Origin of the sequence: Streptomyces sp. NPDC058335 (assembly GCF_042723915.1) — a bacterium.
GTDB lineage: Bacteria > Actinomycetota > Actinomycetes > Streptomycetales > Streptomycetaceae > Streptomyces.
The window spans coordinates 56,710-76,233 of sequence record NZ_JBHXHX010000021.1 but is presented as its reverse complement, the minus strand read 5'-3'; the positions used below and the strand labels follow the sequence as shown (position 1 = coordinate 76,233).

Below are 19,524 nucleotides of genomic sequence, written 5' to 3'. Positions count from 1 at the left end.
TCGGCCCGTACCGAGCTGGACCGCCGAGGACATCGGCGGCACGGTCACCGGCTCCGCCGTGCCGCACGTGAGCAACCCGCACGTGCGGAGGTGGGCGCGGCTGGGAGTGGGAGGCGTGGTGCTGGACACGTAGGAGTGCCGGTTCGTGCCGGATTCGGTGCGGCCCTGGACTCGAGGGGCTTTGATTCCACGGCACGTCCGCAAAGTCAGGGCAGCCAGAGTCGTCCGTCGTCGGCCAACCCGCGTACAAGCTCAGCCCTGTTCCGGCCCACGCCGTCCACCGCCACCGCCCGATCCACCCCGCGCGCATCTCACGTTCCCCGTTCGCATCCATCCGGCCCGCTCGATGCCGCACCGGGCACGCCACCCTCGCGCGTCCTCGGGCGCCGGGCCCTGCGAGCCCAGATCGATGCAAGCCTTCACCGATACCGGCTCGGTTCACACATGCGGGGGTCTCGTCAGCGAACGACGTCGAAGACGTTCTTCTGCAGGCCGTTCGCGTAGGCCTCGTGCTCGACCAGCTTCAGCTTCTGGGTGTCCTTGTCCGAAGCGCTGAACAGGCGCTTGCCCGCGCCGAGCAGGAGGGGAAAGACGAGCAGGTGGTAACGGTCGATCAGGCCGGCGTCCGACAGGCTCTGGTTCAGGGCGGCACTGCCGTGGACGATGATCGGGCCGCCCTCGGTCTCCTTCAACGCGGCGACCTCGTCGAGGGAGCGCAGGATCGTGGTCTCGCCCCAGTTCGCCACCAGGTCGTCCTCGGTGAGGGTCGTGGAGACGACGTACTTGGGCATCACCTTGTAGTCGGCGAAGTCCTCCATGTCCGGCCACACCGGGCTGAACGCCTCATAGCTGGTGCGGCCCATCAACATCGCGGTGGCTTCCTTCTGTTCGCGGCCCTTGATGTCGAAAGCCTCGGGGAGGAACTCGATGTCCTTGAAGGTCCATCCGGAGTTCCGGTAACCGGGCTCGCCGCCCGGCGCCTCCACGACGCCGTCGAGGGAGACGAAGGCGGTGCTGATGAGGGTACGCATCTCAGGTTCCTCGGTATCTCGTGACTGGTTCTCAGCAGTTCGGCAGGAGCGTGATCGGCCCGCACTCGCGGCTCTCGCGCACCAACCATGATCTCTGACTGCGGATCACCGTGAAACTCATCGGTCGTCGCCGCTTTCGGGTCGCTCGCTCACTGACAGATGAGCCCACTGGACAATCACCCGACACCTTTCTTAGACTTGCCGTCCAAAGTTGGAAAATTGATCCAGAGCGGGTGCGGAAAGTCGATGGGAGCCTCGTGGACGAACGCCATGGCGTCGCCGCCGCGCCTCCGGCCGAGGCGGACGGCGCGTACATCGCGGCCCGCTGCCCGAACCTCGATGTGCACCACACCAAGCGAAGGGCCCCTCGTGACCGCCGCCGGACCGACCACCGACCCCGTGCCCGCTTCCTCGTCCGGTTACGGCCGGCCACCCGCTGCACGCCGCCTGCTGCACATCACCGAGGAGCAGACCGCCGCGTTGGTGGACGAGGATCTGGCCCTCGAAGCGGCCCGGGCCGCCTTCGCCGCAACAGTGGACGGCACGGTCTTTCCCAGTCTCGCCGTGCACGGGTCCGACCCACGCAACCGGTTCACCCTCAAGCCGTCCGCGTCCCCGACGCACGCCGGGGTGAAGATCGGCAGCTACTGGCCGGGCAACGCGGAGCACGGACTGGCACGCCACCACTCCACCCTGCTGCTTCTCGACCAGACGATCGGCAGGATCGCGGCCGTCCTGGAGGTCGGCACCGCGAACGCCTACCGGACCGCTGCGGCCGACGCCCTCGCCGTCGACCTGCTGGCCCGCGCCGACACCACCACCCTGGCCGTCTTCGGCACCGGGCACCAGGCGGCGTACGAGGTGCGGGCCGTCAGCCGTATCCGGCCCATCGGCGAAGTCCTGGTCGTGGGACGCACTTCCGAGCGTGCCGAGCAGCTGGCCGCGGCGCTGGCCGCGGAAGGACACGACGCCCGTAGCGCCGACGCCGAAGAGGCCTGCGCCCGTGCCGATGTGATCGTCACCGCCACCACTGCCACGACCGACACCCCGCCGCTGTTCGAGGCCCCGTGGATCCGCCCCGGCACGCACATCTCCTGCATGGGCGCCGACTCCCCCGGGAAGCGGGAACTCCCGCCCGCACTGTTCCGCCGCGCCCGCGTCTTCTGCGACCTGCCCGAGCAGGCCCGCCGTATGGGCGAGAGCCAGCACGCGCCCGCGCAGACGGTCCTCACCCCACTCGGCGAGGTGCTCACCCACCGCGCCACGGGACGCACCGACGAGAGCGACATCACGGTCTTCGACAGTTCCGGAATCGGCGTGCAGGACCTGTATCTGGGCCTGGCCCTTCTGAAGAAGATGGACATCACCCTGTGAACATCCCCGCACACCCCACCGGCCCCGGCACCGCCCCGACCCTGGCCGACCCGGACACCCCGTTCGCCGTCGTCGACGTCCACAGGACGCTGCGCAACATCGAACGGCTGTCAGCCAGGACGGACCGGCTCGGGGTCGTCCTGCGCCCCCACGTGAAGACGGCCAAGAGCCTCGACGTCGCGGGCCTCCTGCACGACGGCACGCCCTGCCCGGTCACCGTCTCCACCCTTGCCGAGGCCGAGGCGTTCGCCGACGGCGGCTACACCGACATCACCTACGCCGTCGGTCTCGGCCCCCACAAAATCCCGCGCGTCCTCGCGCTGCTGCGCCGCGGCGTGACCCTGCGCGTCCTGCTGGACAGCGCCGAGCAGGCGGCTTTCGTCGCCGACGCCTCCCGCCGGGCGGGCCTTGCCGTCCCCGCCCAGATCGAGATCGACTGCGACGGCCATCGCGGCGGCCTCAGGCCCGACGCCCCCGCGCTGCCCGAGATCGGCCGCATCCTGCACGACGCGGGCTGTCTGGACGGCGTGCTGACCCACGCGGGCGAGTCCTACTTCGCCTACACCGCCGAGGATCAGCGCCTGGCGGCGAAGAACGAACGCGACACCGCCGTCGCCGCGGCCGAGCGGCTGCGCGCGGCCGGCCTGCCTGTGGCCACCGTCAGCGTCGGCTCCACCCCCACCGCCCACGCGGCCGAGGACCTCACCGGAGTCACCGAACTGCGCGCGGGAAACTACGTCTTCTTCGACCTGGTGATGGCCGGCATCGGCGTCTGCCGCATCGAGGACCTCGCCCTGTCCGTCGTCGTCACCGTCATCGGCCACCGCCCCGAACACGGGTGGATCATCACCGACGGCGGCTGGATGGCCATGTCCCGCGACCGCGGCACCGCCGTCCAGGCGCAGGACCAGGGCTACGGCCTGGTCACCGACCTGGCCGGCAACCTCGTCCCGGGCCTGGTCATGACGGCCGCGAGCCAGGAACACGGCACCCTCACCGCCCGCGACGGCGCCCACCTGCCCGATCTGCCCGTCGGCACTCGCCTGCGCATCCTGCCCAACCACGCCTGCGCCACCGCCGCCCAGCACCGCGGCTACCACGTCGTCGACGGCACCCGGACCACGAACACCGCACCGGCGATCCAGGACTTCTGGGAACGCGTCACCGGCTGGTGACCGATCGAGGCGGGGTTCCGCTCATGGCTTCGGCAGCCTCCTCGCCACTGCGGTCGCGAGTGACTTGGCCGTGGCGCACAGGTCGTCGGGCGGCTGCGGGCCGTACGCGGTGAGCATGACCACTTCGACGGTGGCCTCGCCCTCGGCGTCCGTGCAGGCGCGGTGTTCCAGGTGTACGACGCAGGTGTCGTCGCCCTCGCCCTCCGGCTCGATGTAGGCCTTGCCGCCGCCCAGGCGCGTCGGCCGACCGTCGTCCCCGAGGTCGTTGTCCCGGCTGAAGTCCAGGTCGGTCCCGGCGTCGGCGACGATGCTCCGCCAGCGGCATCCCCAGTTGGAGAATTCAGGGCGAGGATCGGTCACGTCGATGCCGGGGACCACGGCGAGCGCGGCCGCGTCCAGCAGCTCGCAGGCGTCGATGCGGGCCAGTGAGTGCGCGGGGAAGAAGGCCTGGCGCCGTGGCACCGGGCCGCGGTTCAGCACCGTGACGGCCTGTTCGGTGGCCGCTCCGGCGAGCGCGCACAGGTCGGGACCCGGGGAGCTGATCCGTTCCGCGGCGATCCAGATCTGGTTGACCCTGGCCGTCGCGGTCACCATGGCGCTCCTGGCCGCCTACGCCGCCGCCTGCCTGCTCTCGCCGACGGGGCCACGTACCCGGCTGCCCTCACCCGCGCAGCGGTCGCCTTCGCCGGCACCCTGACGCTGCTCGCCATCCTCACGAGCACGGTCGCCGACCTGCTCCGGTGAGGAAGCGTTCGGTGCGAGCAGACCGTCAGCCACGTGGAGCGGGCGAGCGTCTCCCGGCGCCCCGGAACTACGTAGTCGTCAAGGGCCCGGATCGTTCGCCCCGCTGCCGGGCTACTGCGGCTTGGTCGCGATCTGGATCAGGTTTCCGCAGGTGTCGTCGAAGACGGCCGTGGTGACGGGGCCCATCTCCAGGGGCTCCTGGGTGAAGCGGACGCCGAGGTCGATCAGGCGCTCGTATTCCGCCGTCACGTCGTCGACGGCGAACTGGGCCAGCGGGATGCCGTCGCCGGCTAGCGCGTCGCGGTAGGTCTTGACGGCCGGGTGACCGGCAGGCTCGAGGAGGAGTTCGGTGCCGTCGGGCTCGTCGGGCGAGACGACGGTCAGCCACCGGTCCTTCTCCCCCACCGGGACGTCGTGCTTCTTCACGAAGCCGAGGATCTCGGTGTAGAAGTGCTCGGCCTTGGCCTGGTCGTCGACGAAGACGCTGGTCAGGTGGATCTTCACGGGGTGCTCTCCTGCGGTCCGGATGTGTCGGGCACGAGCCAGCGCTCGGCGATCTGCCGCAGCGGGGCCGTGTTCAGGTCGTGGAACTTGTAGCGGCCCTCTCGCCTGGTCTCGACGAGCCCGGCGGCCTCCAGCACGGCGAGGTGCTGGGAGACCCCCTGGCGCGAGATGCCCAGCTGATGTTTCATGCTCAGCCGCGAGCAGATCTCGAACAGGGTCTGCCCGGACTTCTCCGTCAGCTCGTCGAGGATGGTACGGCGGGTGGGGTCGGCCAAGGCTTTGAAGACGTCGTCGGCCACCCCCACAGCATAGGCAACTGTTCACTTGCCTATCAAGTCGCAGTGCGCCACGCCCCGGAACCGGCCCGCCACCAAGCGACAGACCCCGGTGCGCCACGGCAGGGACACGGCGATCCAGTCACCGCTTGCGGTGACGCGGCCGGCGGCCGGTCGTGCCGCCGGCTGCGTCACCTCTTCCACTGATGGCTACCGACGGTTCACGTCAGTGGCCGGATGTGGATGTTGCGGAATCTGACCTTGTTGCCGTGGTCCTGCAATCGGATCGCTCCTGCCGCGGGGGTCTCGGACCGGCCCGAGGGGGTGGGTCCGTCGAGGGCGATGTCGTCGTGCACCTTCGTGCCGTTCCACACGACCGTCAGCCGGGCGTCGGCGGTCTTGTGACCTTCGGCGTCGTAGCGGGCGGCCCGGAAGACGATGTCGTACGTCTGCCAGGTCTCAGGTGCCGCTGCCGCGTTGACGTCGGGCGGCTTCTTCAGGTAGATCGCCCCTGCCTCGTTGGTGTCCAGCGAGGTGTCACCGTAGGAGTCGAGGATCTGCAGCTCGTAGCGGTCCTGGAGGAAGATGCCGCTGTTGCCGCGGTCCTGTCCGGTCACCTCCGGGGGCAGGAGCGGGACGCGGAACTCGATGTGCAGAGCGAAATCCTGGTAGGCGTCCTTCGTTCGGATGTCGCCGCAGCACACCTCCATCGACGCCTCGTCGGTGAGGGGCCATGCCGCTCGCCGTCCGTCCGGATGCTGCCACTGGGTCTGCGAGGCGGCGGTGCCGTCGAACAGGGTGACGGCAGCACCCTGGGGGTGCACGGTGATCAGGTCGAGGTTGACGTGTCCGGTGTCGCCGGGGTCGTACCGGTAGGAGACCGTGTTGTGTCCGGCTCGCAGGGTCAGGCGCTCCGTCCGGGTGGACCAGGTGTCCCAGTCCCCGGTGGAGGCCAGTTGCGTCTGCCGCACCTTCTCACCGTTGGCGTACACCGAGAGGGACTTCGTCCCCTGGAACGGGTTCGGGCCGTTGGAGTAACGCAGGTTCACGTCGTAGGCGCCCGTCTTCGGGACCGTGACGTCGAACGTCGTGGCCACCTTGCCCTCGGTGGCGTAGCGGTCGACGAAGCCGCTGCCGGAGTAGCCGATGTGGTCGGTGTTGATGCCCGCTCTGCCGGTGAGACGGGCTTCCTCGGCCTCGTAGAGGGTCGCGGGAGGCGGCTGCTTGCCGGGCACGGCGTTGAGCGTGTACCAGGCTTCGGTGCTCCACAGCGTCTCGCCGGACGCGGAGGCGAAGGGGCGCGGGGAGCGCACGTGCACCACATGGCCGGCCTTCAGGCCGTCCATGCGGAGCCGGACGGTGCGGCCGTCCTCGGAGAGGGTCGCCGAGCGTACGGCGAGCCGCTGTTCGGCGATCTTCGGTCCGCCGTAGTCGGCCGTCGGCGTGTAGCGCCACTGTTCCACCCGGTATCGGCCGGCGAGATCTTCGGCGGTCTCGGCGGACACCGGCTGGGTGTACGTCAGGTCGAAGCCGCCCGGTACGGCCCGCATGGTCCGGATGTCGAAGGTGTTGCCGCCGTTGGGTGTCAGCTTCTGCAGGCCGAACCTGAGCTTGCCCTCCTGACCCCAGTTGCCGTCGGCGCCCAGGCCACCGGCGTAGATCGCTCCGTCGGGACCCATGGTGATGCGGTTGACCCCGGCCTCCAGGCCCTGCGTGTAACGGAAGACAGCGCCCTGGTACTGGCCCTTGACCTTCTCCAGATAGGCCCGTTGCAGTCCTCCGTAGGTCACATCGCCGATCAGCATCTGACCGGCGAACCGGCCCTTCGTCAGGTACAGAGGGGTGGAGGGGGAGTTGGCGATCTCGTTCTGCGGAAGCCACAGCACCGGCTGGGTGACGGGGGCTTCCTCGAAAGGGCCTGACGGCTCGGTGTAGTGGTTGAAGAAGCGGTCCTGCTTGATCTGGACCAGCTTCGACGAGGGCAGCCATCCGCCCTGGTTGTCGGTGGTGAACAGACCGCCGTCCGGGCCCCAGCCGATCCCGTTGGGTGTGCGGAGGCCTCCCGCGACGGGGCTGATCCGGCCCGTCTTCCCGTTCACCTTGTACGTGGTTCCGCGGCCGGGTGCCGGCTGCGGTGTGGTGGTCGCGCCGCCCAGGTCGATGGCGACGGAGAGGTTCACGTAGAAGTAGCCGTCGCGGTAGAGCAGACCGAACGCGAACTCGTGGAAGTTCCCTCCGTACGGCCAGGTGGCGACCGTACGGTACTGGTCGGTCACCTCGTCGCCGTCCCGGTCGACCAGCCGGGTCAGTTCGTGCTTCTGCGAGACGTACAGGGCGCCGTCGACGTACTTGATGCCCATGGGTTCGCGCAGCCCGCTCGCCACCTTTTTCACGGTGACCTTGTCGCGGCTGGTCGCGCCGGTGACGTGATCGAGCAGGTACACCTCTCCGGCGACGTTGCCGCTGCCGCCCCATGTGCTGATGGCGAGACGTCCGTCGGGCAGCCAGTCCATGCCGCTGACCTGCGGTTGGAAACCCTCGGGGCGCAGGTCGGTGAGGGTGAGGTCGGGGCGTACGGAGGTGAGCGGGAGACCGTCGCCCGGGGTGTCGCCGCTCGCCTCGCACTCCTTGCGCCCCGGCGCCGTCACCCGGACGACACCGGCGTCGGTGCTGAGTGCCTCGCGCGGCACGACGGTGAAGTCGTCGGCGCCCGGTGGCTTCCAGGAGAGCTGTACCTGCTGCCCGCCGTCGCGTTCGAAGTGGTCGATCCGCAGGGGGTGCGGCCCGGCTGCGAGGTGGACGGTGCCGTCCTTCGGTTCGGCGCCGTGGAGTCCGTCGTGGTCGATCACGGTGGCGTTGTCGAGGGCCAGCCGTGAGCCGTCGTCGCTGGTGAGCCGGAAGACGTACGTGCCCTCGCGCGGGGCGACCAGGTAACCGGTGGCCTCCGTGACGAAGTGGTCGTCGAACCCTCCGAAGTCGGTGGTCGTGGACCAGTCGATCGTCGGCATGAGTCTGTCGTGGTTGGGAGTCTGTCCCGGTTTGAGGGTGCAGATCTCGTCGAGCGGCGTCTGCACGTCGTACACGCGCAGCGTGACTCCGGGCTCCTGTGCGGGGATGTCGGCGGGCACGGCGGCGGCCGTCGGGGCGCCCAGGGCGCCGCCGGCGAGGATGGCCGACGTCAGCAGCGGGATGAGGTGTCTTCGGGCCCGGGGGAACAGGCGTTGGCGCATTGGTCCTCCTGAACTGGGGACCGGACCGTGCCGGATGTCGCTCCGGTCTTCCGCGGTATGGGCTGCGGGTTCCGCCGCAAAGCTAAGGGGCTTCCGCTTGTCATGTCCATACTTTGTCATCGATGCGGTCAAAGTCCTCCGCCCTGGGGGCTGGGACAGGTTTCCTGTCGGGACGGTGGACGGGCCGGGGCATCACTGCGGGGACGAGGACGGCTCGACTTGCCATGTAGACCAGGCCTGTTGCGGTGGTCGATCTCCGGCGTCACTGCTCAAGGGTTGGGGGGGCGGTGATCTCACGGGCGGCCGGTGCGGCGGGTGGAGCCTTGCCGCGCACGGGCAGGAAGCCGGGGCCCTCCGCTGCCGCCGCCCGGAGGCGTGCTGAGACGGGGTGGCGGCGGCCGGTTCCGTACGCTGGTGGCATGCGCATGCGCCCCACTCTGAGCTGGACCCCCGCCGAGGACCTGCCACCGGGCACCACGGATCCGGGGCCGGTCGTCGATGCGCTGAGCACCGGCGGTGTGCTGGTGCTCAGCGGGGCGGGCATCTCCACGGAGTCGGGCATCCCCGACTACCGGGGCGAGGGCGGGAGCCTGAGCCGGCACACCCCGATGACCTACCAGGACTTCACCGCCAGTGCCCAGGCCCGGCGCCGGTACTGGGCGCGCAGTCACCTCGGCTGGCGCACCTTCGGCCGCGCCCGCCCCAACGCCGGGCACCGGGCGGTGGCCGCGTTCGGGCGGCACGGCCTGCTCTCGGGTGTGATCACCCAGAACGTCGACGGCCTGCACGACGCGGCCGGCAGCGAGGGCGTCGTTGAACTGCACGGAAGTCTGGCCCGGGTCGTCTGCCTTTCCTGCGGTGCCCTCACCCCGCGCCGGCAACTCGCCCGGCGATTGACGGAGGCCAATGCGGGCTACGAGCCGGTGGCCGCCGGAATCAACCCGGACGGTGACGCCGACCTCACCGACGAGCAGGTCGGGGACTTCAGCGTGGTGTCCTGCACGGTCTGCGACGGGATCCTCAAACCGGACGTGGTCTTCTTCGGCGAGGCCGTTCCGCCGCCGCGGGTCGAACACTGCCGGGAGCTGGTCCGTGAAGCGGCCTCACTACTGGTTTTGGGCTCCTCACTGACGGTGATGTCCGGACTCCGGTTCGTCCGCCAGGCCGCCCAGGCAGGGAAACCGGTGCTGATCGTCAACCGGGACCCGACCCGGGGCGACCCGCACGCCATCACCCGTGTCGCGCTCCCGCTGGGAAGGGCCCTCACCACGGTGGCCGGCCGGCTGGGCATCACCGTCGACGACGAGACGGCGGCGGCGCGGGACGGCGCGTGAAGCACGACCGCGTCCGGCGTCGTGAGATTGCGGCAAGCAGGCGAAGTGTCTCGTCTGGTCGACAGTCGTCGGCGGTGAAAAGCAGGTGCCGACGACTGAGGCGTGCGGGGAGGATGCCCGTATGTCCACCGAAGTCAGCGGGACGATCGAATCTCGACCCGGTGCCCGTCTGTGGGGTCCTGATGACGAGGACTCCGTGTGGCACGCCGCCATCGACCTCTTCCTGCTCAACAGCGGCAACGCCTACGCCGCCCTCGCCTGCCTCTTCGGCGTCCGAAACCAGTTCGGCTTCCGCCCCCTGGCCGAGGGCCGCGGTATTCCCGGTGACGCGTCCGAGGAACTGCGAGCCGAGTACGCCCCGTACGGCGACTCCCCCGACGTACACGGCACGACGTGGATCACGTGGGCCGAACTCACCTCCGCCGACTGGCAGGAAACAGACATTTCAGGCACGCGAAGCCGGGACATGGTCGCCGGAGACAGGACTGACTGGGGACCTGTCTGGAGCGTGATGCGAACCCTCGGTGCACTCCACGGAGCGGAGAACGTCCGGCTTGTCGTCTGGTTCCACTGACTCCGGAAGCCACGGCAGACCCCTCTCACAGGAGATCAGTGTCATGACAGAGCGCGACATCCTGTTCAACGAACTCGCCCAAGGACTGCGCCCGATGTCACAGGGCATCGCATGGTTCGACGGACTCGATCCGGAGGCACAGGCAGAATCCCTCCGCTACCTGGCCCACTTCTGCATCCAGGCACGCGCCGCTACGGACGACGGACCGGAGGGCATTCGCCGAGCCGGCCTGCGCCCGACACACACGCCCGCAGTGCTGATCACCCGCGGCCGGATCGACCAGCAGCTGGGCAAGATCGTCGGCCTCGAACCTCCCGACGAGCGTCGCAAGGCGTTCCGGCTGCTGATCGCGGTCCTTTCGATCGCCGACGAACGCCGCCGCGAGCGCTTCTGCTCCGACGGCTGCGGTCACTGGTGGCACAGACTGACCGAGGCTGACTGATTCCCTCCGTTGGTACGGTTCGCCCCCTGAGGCTGAGTCCTGCGGGGTGACCAGTCCCTCGGCGCTGGTGATGCGGGACGACGAGGATGACGGGGCGCCACCGAACCGGACGACGGCAGACCTGGAGGGAGGTACCGCGGTCGTCCGGATGGAGCAGGCCGATCAGTAGAAGGCCCGCCCCCACTGGCCGGCGTCGTCCGTGTCCTCAGGCTCCTCGGTGTCCGAGGCGGCAACCCGCTGCCCCGAACGCGCCACGAGCTGAACGACACGCTCAGGCTGCGGATCAGGGTTGGTCGTCAAGCTCGGGGCAGGGCGCGCAGTTGGTCGGCCGCGTGGGTGGCGTCGGCCGCGTCGGTGGCGTCGGTGGCGTCGAGCAGCCGGGCGCCCTCGGGGAGCAGCGTGGCGACCGTCGCGCAGCGCGCGCCTCTGGGCATGTGGCTAGGGGGTGCCGGTTGCCGCCGCCGGCTGTGAGGCGCGGGCCACGACGAGGAGGAAGGCCCCGCAGCCCGCCACGAGCAGCCATCCCGGATGCGACGCGGCGGCGAAGTCGGAGGGGCCGGTGCCCGCGACCAGGCCCCCGGCGACGGCGATGCCGACCGCCGCGCCGACTTGACGGGCGGTCGAGGTGATCGCCCCTGCCACACCGGCCCGGGACGGCGGCAGACCACTCACCGCCGTATTGGTGAGGGGCGCGTTGGCGAAGCCGAACCCGACGCCGATCAGCAGGTAGGCGAAGAGGATCAGCGGCACGCTCGTGTCCTGGCCCAGGTTCGTCAGGCACAGTCCGCCGGCCGTCGTGAACCCTCCCGCGAGAATCAGCGGACGCCGCGGTCCGAGGCGTCCCACCAGGCTGCCGGACCAGGGGGCGCACAGGGTGGCCCCGAGTGCCATCGGCAGGGTGGCGGCACCGGTCGCGAGCGGGGTCCAGCCTCGGGTGTGCTGAAGGTAGAGGGTGTTGAGCAGCAGGCTCACGTTCAGGGCGACGAACACCGCCATGGCCCCGAGCACCGCCGTGGCGAACGGCGGCCGGCGGAAGAGGCCGAGGTCCATCAGGGGTTCGTCGCGCCGCAGTTCGACCAGGACGAATCCGGTCGCCGCGGCCGTGACCAGGGCGTAGCCGGCGAGGGCCGTGGGCGAGGTCCAGCCGATGCGGGGCCCCTCTATGAGGACGCCGACGAAGAGGCAGATCACCGCGGTCAGGAGCACCTGGCCGGGCCAGTCGAGACGTCGGGCGCGCGCCGCACGGGACTCCGGCACGAACACGGCCACCAGGACGAGGGCCACGACGATCACCGGCGCGTTGATCCAGAACACCGAACGCCAGCCGAACGCGGCGATGAGCGCTCCGCCGGTGACCGGGCCCGCCGCCATGCTGAGGCCGAAGACGGACGCCCACACGCCGATCGCCCGTGCCCTCTCCCGCGGGTCGGGCATCGCGTTCACCACGATCGCCAGGGCCACGGGACTGAGCATCGACGCCCCGATCCCCTGGACGGCCCGAGCTGCGATGAGCACGCCGAGCGACGGGGCCAGGGCACACGCGAGGGAGGCCAGGCCGAAGACGAGCAGTCCGCACCGGAAGACCCGGCGGCGTCCCCACCGGTCCGCCAGCGCGCCGGAGACGACGAGGAGACTGGCCAGGACCACCGTGTAGGCGTCGACGACCCACTCCAGACCATGGGTCCCCACCCCGAGACCGTGTCCGATCTCCGGCAGGCCGACGTTGACGATGGTGGTGTCCACACCCACCAGGAACATGCTGAGCGCGCAGACGGCCAGCACCGCCCAGCGCCGGCGTGCACCGGGTGGGGCGGGTGGAGCGGCCAGGGATGTTCTGAGCACGGGAGGGTCCCCCTTCGATACGGGATCGGCTGCGCTCAGACTCCGGCCGGGAGCAGGCCGCGGCCCAGGAATTTTGCGGAGACCGCAAAATGGCCGTATGGACGCCGAACTCGCCGAACTCCTCGACAGCATCGGGCCACGGCTGCGCGCACTGCGGCGCGACCGCGGTCTCACCCTCGAAGCCCTCGCGGAGGACACCGGTATCTCCGTGAGCACGCTCTCGCGCCTCGAATCGGGCCGACGGCGCCCGACGCTCGACCTCCTCATCCCGCTCGCGCGGGCCCATCGCGTCGCGCTGGACCAGCTCGTGGCGGCCCCGGCCACCGGCGACCCCCGCGTCCACCTCACCCCCCGCAGCCGGGAGCGCGGAAACATCCTCGTCCCGCTCACGCAGTACCCGGGCCGCGTCCAGGTCTTCAAACAGGTCCTCGCACACCGCGAACCGAAACTGGTGACCCACTCCGGCTACGAATGGCTCTACGTCCTCGCAGGCGAGCTCCGCCTCGTCCTCGGGTCGAGCGACACCATCCTCCGGCCGGGCGAGGTGGCCGAGTTCGACACCAGCACACCTCACTGGTTCGGCCCCGCCCACGCCGAAGCGGTAGAGATCCTCCACCTGTTCGGCCCCCACGGCGACCAGGCCGTCAACCGCACGAACCCGCCCGCCCCGGCAACACACGGCTGAGGGAAGCTGGCCGACGGCCGCCTGGCCAACCCGCCTCACGCTGCCGGCGGCCGGCCTGAGCCCGCCCCTCGTCCACGCACACCGCCACCCGCCCGGCCACCTCCAGGCCTCTGCGACCGGGCGCTCCGGTCGGCCCCGTTCGAGCGCGAGTCATACCGGGCTACCCGCCGCGTCGGCCTTCGTCAGGGGCTCGCCGGACGTGCGCCGCCCACAGGCCCGCTTGCTCGGACAGGCGGTGCGCTGGTTGTGGCGGGTGGACGACGGCGTGGCGGTCGAGACCGCGCGGCGCTTCCACGGCCGGCTGACCGACGCCGCCGACTTCTGCCCGGCCCTCGCCCCGCACCGGACCGTACGGGAGGGCCGTGGGGCGGCTGTGGCCTTGGGACCGGGGCGGACGTATCGTCCCGTACGACCCGTCAACCCCTCAGTGCGCCGTCGAACTTTCCCGCGACTCCGGGGCCACCACGCTCTCCCCGTCCTTCCCCGCTCCTGGCGCGGACCGGCGGATCTGCGGCAGGGTGACCATCACCGCGGCGCTCGCCAGCGTCCACACCGCGCCGAACCACAACAACGGCGTGGCGCCGACCTTGGCCGCGACCGGGGCCGCCCACCAGTAGCCCACGGTCATGGAGAGCACGGTCGCCACACCGTCGTACGCGCTGACGCGGGACATCGCATCGGACGGCACATCGGCCTGGAGGCTGCTCGTCCAGAGGATGTGCAGCAGGGCGAAGCCCGCACCGGACAGCAGGGAGCCCACGACCAGGACGTACACGGGTGCGCGCAGGGCGAGGAGGGCGGCGAAGGCGCCCAGGCCGAACGTGCAGAAGACGGATGCCAGCAGCGGTCTGCGGAAGCGCACCCGCATTCCCACCAGTCCGCCGAGGAGCGAGCCGACTCCCTGCGCGGCCATGACGGTGCCCCATTGGGCGGCGCCGTTCTCCTTGCCGCCGACGAAGGCGATGCCGAGCACCATCACCGGCCCCAGGACGAAGGTGGACGCCAGCGACGTGTAGGCGAGGAGGGACCACAGCCAGGTGCGGGAGCTGAACTCACGCCATCCGTGCCGCAGTTGATGCGAGAAGCTCTCCCCCTCGCGAGCGGAGTTCTTGGGGGACGAGGAGGTACGCACTCCGGCCAGGAACAGCGCGCTGACCAGGAAGGTGCCGGCGTCGATGGCGATGACCCAGGCCGGGTCGGTCCAGACCACGAGCGCGCCGCAGACGGCGGGTCCGAGCAGCGAGCCGATGGAATTGAGCGTGGAACCGAGGGCGTTGGCCTCTTGGAGGCGCTTGCCGGAGACGACCTCCGGGACGAACCCGTGGAAGGCCGGGTGGAAGAACGCGGCGGCGACGGAGAGCACCGCGGCGAAGGCGACGAAGCCTCCCAGCGGCATGCCGACGGTCAACAGGATGACGACCACGGTGATTTCGATGGCCGCGCGGACGAGGTCGCTCCCGATCATGGTGATCCGGCGGCCCCACCGGTCCGCGAGCACGCCGCCCGCCAGCAGGAAGATCATGAGGGGCGCGGTCTGCGCGCCGAGCACCAGGCCGACCCCGCTCGCCCCGCCGCCGTGCTCCAGCACGGCGAAGGACAGGGCGATGGGCATCATGCTGCTACCGAGGACCGAGGCTGCCTGGGCGGCGAACAGCCGTCGCAGGTTGCGCTCGCGCAGCAGGTCCAGAGGCAGTCGAGCCGCCAGACTGTTGGTCATCGCATGCCCCCCGTCGGGTCCGTTGCCGGACCGCGTGCGTGACTCACCCGTCCGCTCCTCTCTCGGCCCGCCCGGCGCGACAGCGCCCCGCGATGCCGTGTGCATGCCGATCACAACGCCGGACAGAGTACGTGAGTTGGATCAGGCGATCAGCGGGTCCACGAGGATTCTTCACGCCACCGGTCTCCAGCCTTACCGGGTGCGGCAGTTGGTGGACCGCGACCGCACCCTTGCGACGCGGGTGATCACTCGACTACGGTCCTGCCGTCACCGGGGTGGGGCCGACCGATCGGGCGAGGAGCGATGTGGCACAGGCCGAGCTGCTGTCAGTTCGCGTGGCTCTCGGCGACCGGGCACCTCGACAGCGTCCGCCGTCGGGAGTCGCTCTCAGGGCTGAGATGCCGTCAGGCGCCCCCACGCCTCTCCCGCCGCTTCCGATCACTCCCACACCGTCACCACGGCAGGCGTCGACGCCCTCAGGTCCTGGCAGGGCCCGTCGACGAGCCCCTGGGCCACCGCGCCTTGAACGACGTGACCTGCCTCTTTCGCCGATCGACGACGAGCCCGTTGCGGATCTGGCAATGGCCTGTGGTGCCGCCCGGACCATGGCCGACCGGGCGGCGGCCGTCCCGCGTGCGCCGGCGGAGTTCCTGGTCGTCATGGCACTGGGCGGGCACCGCCAGCTGTCCCGTACGCCCCAAGCGATCGAGGAGCCGGCCAGCACATGAAACGCGACGAAACCGAGCCGGTCTGGGTCGAGTTCAGCGCCGACACGTCGGGGGCCTCCGACCTCACCTGGGGTCAGGAGCAGGTGTGTCTGTGGATGGAGAACTCCGCCCCCTACACGGAGCACATGAACCTCGACGTGCTGATCGGGTGCGAGCCGGAGACGGGGACGACGCTCGACGACGTCCGTGAGGCGCTCCGTGTGGTGATCGAGCGCCACGAGTCCCTGCGGACGCGGCTCAACGTCGAGAAGGACGGTACGTACCGACAGTTCGTCTGTGCGAGCGGGAGGGTCCCCGTCCACGTCCACCACTGTGCCGCCCGCGAGGCCTCCGCGGCGGTCCTGGAGGAGCTCAGGCGCCTCCCTTTCACGGTGTTCGAGTGGCCCCTGCGCGTCGCGGTGGTCACCGTGTCGGGCGTCGTGTCCGGCGTGGCGTTGTGCCTCTCCCATGTGGCGACCGACGGCTGGGGCATCGAGGTCGTCGCCGGTGACATCAGGGAACTGCTGGCGGCGACCCCCGAGGAACGTGACGCCCTGTCCGCCCGGCCGCCGCGCCCCCTGCTGCAACCGAGGGAGCACGCCGCGGCGCAGCGCCGGGCCGGCGGCCGGAGCGAGGCCCGGGGCGAGGCGTTCTGGACCGCACAGCTCTCTCGCTTCCCCAACGACCGCTTCCCCCTCCCCCTGAGGACTCCCGAAAGCCCCCGGTTCCCGAAGATCACGATGCTTTCCCGTACGGCGGCACGCGCGCTGGCGGAGGCGGCCGCACGCCACGGCACGACCGCGAACGCGGTGCTGACCGGCGCTCTCGCGGTGCTGATCAGCTCCATCAGTGAGCTGGAGGACGCCACGTTCCGGCTCTTCTGCGCCAACCGGACGTCCGCGGAGAGCCGCAACTCCGTCGGTACCTTCTTCCAGACCGTGCCCGTGTCCGTCACCGTCGCCGACCTCCCGTTCCGGGACATCGCGCACGCGGCGTGGCAGGCGTCCCTGCGGGCCTACCGCGTCGGCGAGCGCGACCCGCGCCGGTTCGACCGGCTCACCGAGTCGGTGGCGTCCGCCCGAGGCGTCGACCTCGACCTCGAGTGCTTCCTCAACATCCACGGATACGGCAGCCAGGCATACGGAGAGACCCTGAGGGCCGATGAGGCGGCGGACGAGCCCACCGCCTTCCGGGACGACGGCGGCATCGAGGAGTGGGAGCCGGGCAAGTTCTACGTCGACGTGTGGCGGGTGTCGGGATGCTTCGAGGCCACGCTCTCCGCGGACACGGCACTCTTCTCCCGCGACCGGCTCACCGGCTTCCTCACCTGCCTGGAGGAGATCCTGTTGAGAGCCGCCGCGGGCGACGCGCCCCGCCCGAAGGACCTGGTCCGGGACGCCGCGGCACTCGCCGGGTTACGGCGGCGGGAGGACCTGGTGCTCGTGGACGGCTGCTGGGTCGATCCGGCCGAGGTGGAGGCGCTGCTCACGCAGGCCCTGTCCCCCCGGTCCGCCCAGGTCTTCCTCGGACCGGGCACCACCGGCCGCCCCTGTCTGACGGCATACCTGGTATCCGGGCAGCCGCAGCGGCCCCTCAGTCCGCCGGAGGCGCACCGGCTGCTGCTGGCCGCCCTGCCGGGGCGCAGGTTCGTCATGGCCCCGCACCGGTACGTCGTCTGCGTGGCAGGCCCCGACGCGCCTGCCACGGAGGAGGAGTGGCGCCGGTACGACGTCCTCGCGGAGGGAACGGGCCGGGAGTCCCCCACCCCGCACCATCCGGAGAGGACGCGGACATGACCCGAACTCGCCCCCTCGTGGCCTCTCGTGGCACAGCGCGCCGGTCAGCCGACCCGACCTCATGGTCGGGGACGCTGTCGAGGTGACTCCGGCGCAGGGCGTGGCCACGCGTCGCAGCGGTCATGCCGCACAACGGTAAAACTCCGAATGGGCTGAACGCGCTGCGCTATGTTCACCCCATGGCGGATGTGGACACCTCGGCAACGCAGCGGGGTCCGAACGGACTCGACGGCCTCGCGGCGGCCCTCGCGCAGGCGTGGCACGGCGTGCTCGGCTCCCTCCCTGAGGAGGACTCGGACTTCTACGACGCCGGAGGCACCTCGATCGACGCGGCCCGGATCGCCTCGCTGGCCGCCGAATCCGCCCCCTGCGTCGAAGACTTGGACGTCACCCTGATGACCGCGCTCCTCAACGAGGCGCGCTTCGGGGACGTACGACGGCTCGGGCTGGAGTCGATCGACCGCACCCGTGGCGCGTCGGCCTGACCGAGCGGAGGTGGCCGGCCGGGCGGCCGTCCGGTCAGCCGCGGCCGGTCGCCAGGTCGGCCAGCAGGTCGGCCGCGAACCGTTCGCACCACTCCTCGCCGAAACACCGGCGGTCGTAGGTGAGGACCAACTGCGGCTGTGTCGCGGACAGGTTGAGTTCCAGGTCCAGCTGGGACGGGCGGACCACCGGCCCGGCGACGCCCTCGTCCGGCCCTTCGCCCTGGTCGTCGTCCAGGTCGAAGGGGCTGAAGGCGAGCCCCGCCACTGAACTCTGCCAGGAGTCACCGGTCACGCTCACGCTCAGCGGGGCCAGGTCGTCGCGCGCGACGCCCATCCCGTCCGTGAGCAGATCGACGATCTCCTCGAACTCCACTCCCTGGTGGGCCATTCCCTCGCGCAGCCCACGCCGCACCTGGGCGAGCACCCCTTGGTCACCGTACGGGGCCGCGGGGCCGACGCGGACGAGGACCGCCTGGGCGAGCGGGCCCACCGCATCGGAGTTCATGCGGTTCGCGGACATCGTGGCCAGGACCAGGTCTGCGGCCCCGGAGCGCTCCAGCACCCGGCGGGCCGCGGCGGCGGTGACGAACACCGTGGGCGTGCAGCGCGCGGCGCGGGCGTTCGCCCGGACGAGGCCGGTCAGGTCCGGGGCGAGGGGAACGCGCAGCTCGGCGCCGTCCGGCAGCCAGCCCGGCTCCGGCCGTCGCTCGCCGATCCACGGCGTCGGGAAGTCGGACAGCTCCGTGCGCCAGAACTCCCAGTCGCCGGACCTGCGGTGCTCGCGCGACGCCAGGACTTCGGAGTACCGGTCGGCCGGTGCCGGCGGCTCGGCCGGCCCCCGCAGGTATGCCTCCTGAAGGTCCGTCACCACCTGGTGCAGGGAGAACAGGTCCATCACGAGCCGGTGGAAGGTGAGGAGCAGGACGGCGCTGTCGTCGCCGAGGAGCGTGAGGTCGGCGCGCGCCAGAGGCTCGCCGGTGAGGGGGAAGATCTCCGCGTGGGCCGCGGCTGCCGCTCGACGTACCTCGGCGAGGTGACCGGCCTGGCCGGCCCACAGGTCCGGGCGGTGCAGGACACGCAGCTCGTGGTGGGCGGCCGGCCCCAGGGTCAGCGTTTCGCCGTCCGCACGGAAGCCCGTGTTGAGTAGTTCATGGCGCCGAAAGACGGCGCTCACGGCGTGAGAAAGCCTTTTCTCTTCGAGTATTCCGTCGAGGCGCAGCGCAATACCGGTATGCAGCAGCGCGCTTCCCCGAACAACGCATTCCACTTCCCAGAGCCGTTGCTGTTGACGGCTCAATGCCGTGGCGTACGCACTTCCGCTCCGCTGGTCCATGTGCTCCGTCGCCCAAAGGTGCGCCGAGTGCCGCACAAGATGTCGTTGCTCCCCGTGCGGCACTCGTCGGTGGTCTTACTTGGCCTCGGCGGCGGCCTGACGGCGCAGCTGCTCGAGGTTGATCAGGGCGAGGCTTACGGAGTTGACCTTGGTCATCTCGACTTCCCATCTTTCAGGAGGGTTTCCTCTGCCACCCGGTTGGTGGCAGAGGAATGATTTCAGGCCGGGTGATCCCCGTCAACAAAACCTGCTTGAAGTCGTGTTGGTTCCCGATAG

At 70.5% G+C, this 19,524-nt stretch carries 20 protein-coding genes; 11 read left to right on the top strand and 9 right to left on the bottom strand.

Features of this window, described 5'->3' with window-relative positions; all coding sequences use genetic code 11:
* Positions 1 to 458 precede the first annotated feature (458 nt).
* Positions 459 to 1,031, bottom strand: coding sequence for a dihydrofolate reductase family protein (locus tag ACFWJX_RS32835; protein ID WP_383249964.1), 573 nt, complete (start codon positions 1,029 to 1,031; stop codon positions 459 to 461).
* A gap of 369 nt (positions 1,032 to 1,400) precedes the next feature.
* Between ACFWJX_RS32835 and ACFWJX_RS32830 the strand changes: the two genes are divergently transcribed.
* Both ACFWJX_RS32830 and ACFWJX_RS32825 read left to right on the top strand, forming a co-directional pair.
* The gene (locus ACFWJX_RS32830) at positions 1,401 to 2,405 is read left to right on the top strand and encodes an ornithine cyclodeaminase family protein (protein WP_383249963.1); all 1,005 of its coding nucleotides are present in this window, start codon (positions 1,401 to 1,403) and stop codon (positions 2,403 to 2,405) included.
* Positions 2,402 to 3,580 (top strand): DSD1 family PLP-dependent enzyme, encoded by a 1,179-nt coding sequence (locus ACFWJX_RS32825; protein WP_383249962.1) that lies wholly within the window; start codon positions 2,402 to 2,404, stop codon positions 3,578 to 3,580. The genes ACFWJX_RS32830 and ACFWJX_RS32825 overlap by 4 nt, the downstream gene beginning before the upstream one ends.
* 21 nt (positions 3,581 to 3,601) lie before the next feature.
* Here ACFWJX_RS32825 and ACFWJX_RS32820 read toward each other — a convergent pair whose 3' ends face one another.
* From ACFWJX_RS32820 to ACFWJX_RS32805, 4 genes are all read right to left on the bottom strand, one after another.
* Positions 3,602 to 4,174, bottom strand: a complete 573-nt coding sequence (locus tag ACFWJX_RS32820; protein WP_383249961.1) for a hypothetical protein — start codon at positions 4,172 to 4,174, stop codon at positions 3,602 to 3,604.
* A 261-nt stretch (positions 4,175 to 4,435) separates the two neighbouring features.
* Positions 4,436 to 4,828 carry a VOC family protein gene (locus ACFWJX_RS32815; RefSeq protein WP_383249960.1) on the bottom strand — a complete coding sequence of 131 codons (393 nt, stop codon included), beginning with the start codon at positions 4,826 to 4,828 and terminating at the stop codon, positions 4,436 to 4,438.
* Positions 4,825 to 5,127: an ArsR/SmtB family transcription factor gene (locus ACFWJX_RS32810; RefSeq protein ID WP_383249959.1), complete on the bottom strand. Its 303-nt coding sequence runs from the start codon at positions 5,125 to 5,127 to the stop codon at positions 4,825 to 4,827. The genes ACFWJX_RS32815 and ACFWJX_RS32810 overlap by 4 nt, the downstream gene beginning before the upstream one ends.
* Positions 5,128 to 5,324: 197 nt before the next feature.
* Positions 5,325 to 8,333, bottom strand: a complete 3,009-nt coding sequence (locus ACFWJX_RS32805) for a family 16 glycoside hydrolase (RefSeq protein WP_383249958.1) — start codon at positions 8,331 to 8,333, stop codon at positions 5,325 to 5,327.
* A gap of 419 nt (positions 8,334 to 8,752) precedes the next feature.
* Between ACFWJX_RS32805 and ACFWJX_RS32800 the strand changes: the two genes are divergently transcribed.
* The 4 genes from ACFWJX_RS32800 (at position 8,753) to ACFWJX_RS32785 (ending at position 10,852) form a co-directional block, all read left to right on the top strand.
* Positions 8,753 to 9,667, top strand: a complete 915-nt coding sequence (locus ACFWJX_RS32800; RefSeq protein ID WP_383249957.1) for an NAD-dependent protein deacetylase — start codon at positions 8,753 to 8,755, stop codon at positions 9,665 to 9,667.
* Positions 9,668 to 9,788: 121 nt separating this feature from the next.
* Positions 9,789 to 10,241: a hypothetical protein gene (locus ACFWJX_RS32795; RefSeq protein WP_383249956.1), complete on the top strand. Its 453-nt coding sequence runs from the start codon at positions 9,789 to 9,791 to the stop codon at positions 10,239 to 10,241.
* Positions 10,242 to 10,284: 43 nt separating this feature from the next.
* Positions 10,285 to 10,683, top strand: coding sequence for a DUF5958 family protein (locus ACFWJX_RS32790; protein WP_383249955.1), 399 nt, complete (start codon positions 10,285 to 10,287; stop codon positions 10,681 to 10,683).
* Between the two features lie 70 nt (positions 10,684 to 10,753).
* Entirely contained in the window at positions 10,754 to 10,852 is a 99-nt protein-coding gene (locus ACFWJX_RS32785; RefSeq protein WP_383250027.1) for a DUF6191 domain-containing protein, read from the top strand.
* 127 nt (positions 10,853 to 10,979) lie between these two features.
* On the opposite strand, the gene ACFWJX_RS32780 is transcribed toward ACFWJX_RS32785, so the two are convergent.
* On the bottom strand, positions 10,980 to 11,117 hold the full coding sequence (locus ACFWJX_RS32780; RefSeq protein ID WP_383249954.1) for a hypothetical protein: 138 nt from the start codon (positions 11,115 to 11,117) through the stop codon (positions 10,980 to 10,982).
* A gap of 4 nt (positions 11,118 to 11,121) precedes the next feature.
* On the bottom strand, positions 11,122 to 12,525 hold the full coding sequence (locus tag ACFWJX_RS32775) for an MFS transporter (protein WP_383249953.1): 1,404 nt from the start codon (positions 12,523 to 12,525) through the stop codon (positions 11,122 to 11,124).
* Between the two features lie 97 nt (positions 12,526 to 12,622).
* On the opposite strand from ACFWJX_RS32775, the gene ACFWJX_RS32770 reads away from it, so the two are divergent.
* Positions 12,623 to 13,210, top strand: a complete 588-nt coding sequence (locus ACFWJX_RS32770; RefSeq protein WP_383249952.1) for an XRE family transcriptional regulator — start codon at positions 12,623 to 12,625, stop codon at positions 13,208 to 13,210.
* A gap of 424 nt (positions 13,211 to 13,634) precedes the next feature.
* On the opposite strand, the gene ACFWJX_RS32765 is transcribed toward ACFWJX_RS32770, so the two are convergent.
* Positions 13,635 to 14,927: an MFS transporter gene (locus tag ACFWJX_RS32765; RefSeq protein ID WP_383249951.1), complete on the bottom strand. Its 1,293-nt coding sequence runs from the start codon at positions 14,925 to 14,927 to the stop codon at positions 13,635 to 13,637.
* A 581-nt stretch (positions 14,928 to 15,508) separates the two neighbouring features.
* On the opposite strand from ACFWJX_RS32765, the gene ACFWJX_RS32760 reads away from it, so the two are divergent.
* The 3 genes from ACFWJX_RS32760 (at position 15,509) to ACFWJX_RS32750 (ending at position 17,915) form a co-directional block, all read left to right on the top strand.
* Entirely contained in the window at positions 15,509 to 15,655 is a 147-nt protein-coding gene (locus ACFWJX_RS32760) for a hypothetical protein (protein ID WP_383249950.1), read from the top strand.
* Positions 15,652 to 17,430: a condensation domain-containing protein gene (locus ACFWJX_RS32755; protein ID WP_383249949.1), complete on the top strand. Its 1,779-nt coding sequence runs from the start codon at positions 15,652 to 15,654 to the stop codon at positions 17,428 to 17,430. Before ACFWJX_RS32760 ends, ACFWJX_RS32755 begins: the two co-directional genes overlap by 4 nt.
* Positions 17,431 to 17,609: 179 nt before the next feature.
* The gene (locus ACFWJX_RS32750; protein WP_383249948.1) at positions 17,610 to 17,915 is read left to right on the top strand and encodes a phosphopantetheine-binding protein; all 306 of its coding nucleotides are present in this window, start codon (positions 17,610 to 17,612) and stop codon (positions 17,913 to 17,915) included.
* 34 nt (positions 17,916 to 17,949) lie between these two features.
* Here ACFWJX_RS32750 and ACFWJX_RS32745 read toward each other — a convergent pair whose 3' ends face one another.
* Complete coding sequence (locus tag ACFWJX_RS32745) at positions 17,950 to 19,182, bottom strand: condensation domain-containing protein (RefSeq protein WP_383250026.1); 1,233 nt, start codon at positions 19,180 to 19,182, stop codon at positions 17,950 to 17,952.
* On the opposite strand from ACFWJX_RS32745, the gene ACFWJX_RS32740 reads away from it, so the two are divergent.
* Complete coding sequence (locus tag ACFWJX_RS32740; RefSeq protein ID WP_383250035.1) at positions 19,066 to 19,464, top strand: hypothetical protein; 399 nt, start codon at positions 19,066 to 19,068, stop codon at positions 19,462 to 19,464. The genes ACFWJX_RS32745 and ACFWJX_RS32740 overlap by 117 nt on opposite strands.
* Positions 19,465 to 19,524: the final 60 nt, after the last annotated feature.